Here is a 5,082-nt window from a genome sequence, read left to right on the forward strand (position 1 = left end):
ACCAGACGTGAATTCAGATGTAGTCACAGGGCCCAGCCTGATCTCGGGGGCTGTCCAATCGACGGTTATTTGGCTCGAAGCCTGAAAATCCCCATCTTCCGTCGTTGCCGTAATAACAGCTTTCCCCTCCCCTACTGCCTTCACCCGTCCTTCAGCGTCCACCTCAACCACCTGATCATCATCGGTAATCCATTTGACTTTTTTATTGGTCGCGTTGCTGGGACTAACGGCAGCCTGCAGTGCCGCACTGCGATCGGAAGACGCATTAAAAACGATCTCCGGTCGGTCGATCGAAATACCGGTGACGGGTACGTGTTCAGGGGTATGCTCAACGATAAGCTCATTCAGCGCGATATTGCCCCATACCCGGTTCGCATCATTCACTTTCAGCCGCAGTTTATAAGCATGAACGGTCGGAAAGGTGACGGCTTGGCTTTCTTTGGTGCTGTCGTTAAGCTTCCATTCGACCGATGCACCAGGCAATGCGGTTAGCCAGCCGCTGCCGTCGTAATACTCCACGTCAAACTTCGTAATCCCTTGACCTATGCCGAAAAAGGTAACCAACGTGACCTTGTTGACAGGTACCGGATCATGTCCGTAATCGAGCGTGATATAGCCCGGAAAAGATACGTTAACGTCGCTTCCCCATGCCGAGTTCAAATTGTTGTCGATAATGTTTGTGATCGTGCCCGCTCCAGTAGGGAAGGACGTGGTGACCATGTCTTTGGATAAATCCGGATTGTTATATAGTTCTAGTTCGTTCAGTGTGATCCTGCCGGACAGCGCATTTCCTCCATGCACCTTCAATCGGATTTTGGAAAAACGGGTAAGCGGAAACTCTACGGATTTGATCTCATTCGAGCCATTATTCAAATCCCATGACAGATGAATATTCGTCCGGATAGGCACCCATCCTGAACCGTTGTCGTATTCCAGATCGAAATCCGTCATCCCCGATTCCTGCCCGAATCTCGTATTGATCTTCAATTGATTGGTAGAAATGGTTTGACCACCAAAGTCAAGCGTGATATATCCCGGAAAAGAAGGCGAAGCCTCGGTAGACCATGCGGTATCATAAAACTTATCGTTGATATTTTCAATCGGCTGTGAAGACGACGAATGAAATGTCGTGCTTGCGGCAGCCTGTGGAGCCAAGTCATCGACAGGCGTGCTGACCGGCCGGATCTGAACGACGTCGATGGGATCGGGCATAGAACCGGCTGGAGGCACGCTGCCTTCGTATTCGTGTGCGCCGATATCCGGAGCCTCATTGTATAACCGATTGCCGAAGTAGTCCCTGCCTCCGTTTTCATTGATGCGAATGCCTGCACCGATCAAAGGAGAATCGGTCAGCAGCTTATAACCGTCGACGGTATTCATCCCATCCGCTCCGCTGCCGGGATTCGCAAATTTCGGATCGCCGGTTACCCCATGGGCATCGGCCTGAACGAGCGTGTTCCCCCCGTAATACGCGTTATAGTCGAACGTTTGCCCCCTCAAATCCCAGCCTTTATCCCCTAAGCTGTAATAGACATTGTTATAATTTTTGATGTTGCGCGGAGCGCCGGAAGCCTTGGTGAAATAATCGCTCATGACTGGGTTGCCGGATGCTTTTCCGACGTAAACCGTATTATTGTAGTTATACACGTTATCGATCGATCCGCTGTACCGGAAAATGCTTTTTCGGTCATTCTGGCTGATGTTATACCTTACGACCGTATTGATCGTGTCATACGTATCGTTTACAAACAGCATAAATCCGCCTGCGTTATCATGGCGAATTGGACCAAATTGTTGTCCGAATAGGCCCACCAAATGGAAGCATTGGTCGCCAGATATGTAGCCTGCCCTACCGTATTGCGCTCGACAACCGCTCCATCGGTTACGTTCCAGGCAATTCCTCCCGTTGCGGCTCTGAGGACGGTGTTGTTGGATATTTTCACACGAGTCGAAGGTGTCCAAGGCCCGTAAGGCTTCGGCACCCACGGCCATAAATCGCCCATTCCATTACGCAGGATGCAGTTGGAACCGATGTAAATGCCATACGCATCCACGTCCGTCAGCATATTCCCGTCAATCAGGACGTCGTCAAAAGCGCTTGGCGTCGTTGACCCGACCGAGTCGACAATAATTCCGCCGGATCGAGTCGTATAAGAACCGTCTACATCATGAATGTTTAAATTTTTAATATGAATATGGTGCAGCAGTCCCGCTTCTTCGTTTAAGATGTAGACGCCCCGCCGTTGTCCGCGTGGGTTTTCCCAGTCCCTGTCAAATGGCAGTGGGGAGCTGTTCGTCACTTCCAGGTTGTTGATCTCCCAATACTGCTGATTTTTCAACAAGATCGCTTCCAGCTGTGACGTCACGCCGGCGATTAACGGCTTGCTGCCTTCCCCATACCTATCAATAATGATGGGATTTCCTTGTTCGCCCGAGCCTTTGGGCCACAGCCTGCCGCTCCAGCTTTCCCCTGCTTTAAACAGAATCTTGTCCCCCGGTGAAAAGGTGGTCGCATTGACTTTGTCCAATGTCTTCCAGGCGGAATCTTGGCTTGTTCCGTTGTTCCGGTCATCTCCTCCCGTACGGTCCACGTAATAAGTCGTGCCGGATGCCATCGCGGCCTGCGGCAAAGCGGTGAAGAAAGAACATACCATGGAGACAATCAAAGTCATGCAGAACACTTTACCTCCCCATTTCCTCAAAAAGCATCATCCTTTCGTTTTATCATGTATGTAAAGCCCATTAGGCGTTACATCGTTACATTTGAAACGAATCGTATGGTCCCTGATTCACGACGACCTTTGCTTCGGAGATGCGTTCGCGGACATAGCGCTCGTATTTATAGTCGATGTAGTCTTTGACTACTTGGTCTTTCACAGCGTCAAATGCCTGATCCTTCGTTTCCGCGCTTTTTCGAGACTCGTAAAACCGCTTCAGCTGCTGTTCATCGGGCTTCCAATCCTGCTCCATCAGATGGTTTTTGACGGATACGATTGCGTTTGTCATGACGTATTCAAAATAAGCATCCTCACTGTAGGAGGCGGGTCCGAAAACAACCTGATGATCGCGGATCGCTTTTTGCCTTCTCTTGTTTTCACGCTCGAGGGATTGTACAAAACTGCCCTCATCGATATCTCGCAGCACTCCCTGCTCCTGCGCAATGATTTGCTGGATCTTGATGTTCACGCTCGTTTCCAGCGCTCTTTTTTTGATCATTTCCAGCGGAATTTCCCCTCCGTAAGACGTGGTCCAAAACGCCGGCGACGGCTCAGCGCCATATTTTTCATAAAAGTAGCTGATGACTCCAGCTTTATTTGCAGTGATGGCTCTGCGGAATTCGTTGACATGAACGGGTACACCGTTAACCGTCGCGATCACCTCAGCGTGATGCTTCGTCTTGGAAAACCCGGACCCCGCAGTGAATATAACGATCACGGAACCTAAGACCAACAATCCGGCCGTAAACAGCCATTTGGGACTGCCAAAATGATGAATGATTTTAACCATATGCATCCCTCGCCAGCCTATTTGTTATCATGCTGTAATCAACATCGCCTTTAATCTTTGACGTGTTATATCATTATAAAGCCCGAAAGAAAGCGCATCCATTTCTCGATCTTTACAAACCTTTCACTTTCTTTACCTCATGGATCCGGTGGGTGGATGTATCTCAACACACAAGGCAGGCTCAACAAAAAAACTCTAAGCCTGATCAATGATCAAGCTTAGAGTTGCAAAGAGCTGGTTCCAGACCCATAAAACGACTATCCTAAATCCGGCTGCTCAACAAAATCAATTTCCGGCAGTTCCGTGCCGTATAATTCGAAAATGACAATTTCATTGGCACCCTCCCGCAGCAGCGGCCCCGGCACATACAGCGTTTTTTGCGGCCCGATGTTCCAATACCGGCCAAGGTTGAAGCCGTTGATAAATACGACGCCTTTGGTCCAGCCGTTCAAGCTCAGAAAGGTGTCTGCCCGTTCGTGAACCTGCAGCTGCCCACGGTAAAAGGCAGAGCCTTGCTGCGGCTGCAGTGCGTGAAAAGCGAGACCGGACAAGTCGGTTAACGGCAGCGAGTACGTCGTCCAGTCCGATAAAAACGGTTTCTTCCTTGGCTGCCGGGTCTGCGGCTGAGGTTGCCGCCGAATCGTTCCCCTGGCTCGAGCATGCCGTGAATAACGAAAGAGAAATCGTGGCGAGCAAAAGCAATTTCCATGGCTTGTGTAATTTCATATTGATGGCCTTCCCCCTTTGTATGCTGTCATCTTGTTATCGCTTCACGTCATCATTATAGATTCCGAAGGAAAGCGCTATCAATTTTGAGTTTTTTACTTTGCTTTCACTTTTTTTACCTATTTGGAGTTTCGGTATTCCTGGGGAGAAACCCCCATCTTTTTCTTGAAAAAGGTCGTAAAATAGGAATGCGAATCGAAGCCGACCCGGGCGGCGATTTCGATTAACTTAAGATTGGTGTGCTGCATCAGGTGAAGCGCGCATTCCAGCTTTTTCGACTGGATGTAATCCTGCAAATTTTGACCGGTCATCTGTTTGTAGTAGCGCGACAAGTAAGATGGATTGAAATGGACATGCTCCGCGATCGCGGTCAGGGACACATCACCGGACAGATGGTGCTGGATAAAGCTCTGAATCTGGTTGATCACCCAGGATTTCATGTCTTCCTGCTTCATTTGCCCGGAGTCCGGCGAAAATTCTTGATGGGCCTGCTCAATATCAATCACGATCATCTTGTGGCCGAACGAGACTCGGGACTCCAGTGCACCGAGCAGCGCGCTGTATTGGTCGCGGATCGTCTCCCAGCCCTTGCTCAAATCGCCGGAAACGCCGAATGACACGGATGCGCCAAGCAGGCCTTCGCATTCATTTTGCACCAGTTCCAGGATCCCCTTCATATACGCCATGAATCCTTTCCAAGCCTGTGCCTCCGGATCAGGGTGAAGGAAACGGCCGAGCAGTTCCGCCTGCGGCTGAAGCAGCCACACAACGATATGTTCATCCGATATGGAGGACTCACAGGTGATCGAGTCAGGCAGGTTATTATGAAACGCCCTTTGCACGGATTCC

The 5,082-nt window shown here is 49.9% G+C and carries 5 protein-coding genes; all 5 read right to left on the reverse strand.

Going from position 1 to position 5,082, the window contains the following annotated elements; genetic code table 11:
• The coding region (locus CPT76_RS14440; protein WP_258168462.1) for an Ig-like domain-containing protein at positions 1-1,755 on the reverse strand (1,755 nt) is incomplete at its 3' end.
• Complete coding sequence (locus tag CPT76_RS39695) at positions 1,743-2,702, reverse strand: right-handed parallel beta-helix repeat-containing protein (RefSeq protein ID WP_258168464.1); 960 nt, start codon at positions 2,700-2,702, stop codon at positions 1,743-1,745. The genes CPT76_RS39695 and CPT76_RS14440, both read right to left, overlap by 13 nt.
• 55 nt (positions 2,703-2,757) lie before the next feature.
• Complete coding sequence (locus CPT76_RS14445) at positions 2,758-3,507, reverse strand: hypothetical protein (RefSeq protein WP_105443398.1); 750 nt, start codon at positions 3,505-3,507, stop codon at positions 2,758-2,760.
• Positions 3,508-3,764: 257 nt separating this feature from the next.
• Positions 3,765-4,058: a beta galactosidase jelly roll domain-containing protein gene (locus tag CPT76_RS14450; RefSeq protein WP_105443399.1), complete on the reverse strand. Its 294-nt coding sequence runs from the start codon at positions 4,056-4,058 to the stop codon at positions 3,765-3,767.
• A 294-nt stretch (positions 4,059-4,352) separates the two neighbouring features.
• On the reverse strand, positions 4,353-5,082 hold a 730-nt coding region (locus CPT76_RS37405; RefSeq protein WP_181152852.1), incomplete at its 5' end, for a helix-turn-helix transcriptional regulator.

The sequence above is a fragment of the Paenibacillus sp. AR247 genome, from assembly GCF_002968895.1.
Taxonomy (GTDB): domain Bacteria; phylum Bacillota; class Bacilli; order Paenibacillales; family Paenibacillaceae; genus Paenibacillus_AQ; species Paenibacillus_AQ favisporus.

Excerpts from the sequence above, each read along its gene's own strand:
- CPT76_RS14445 (WP_105443398.1), bottom strand. The coding sequence starts at position 3,507 with ATGGTTAAAATCATTCATCATTTTGGCAGTCCCAAATGGCTGTTTACG.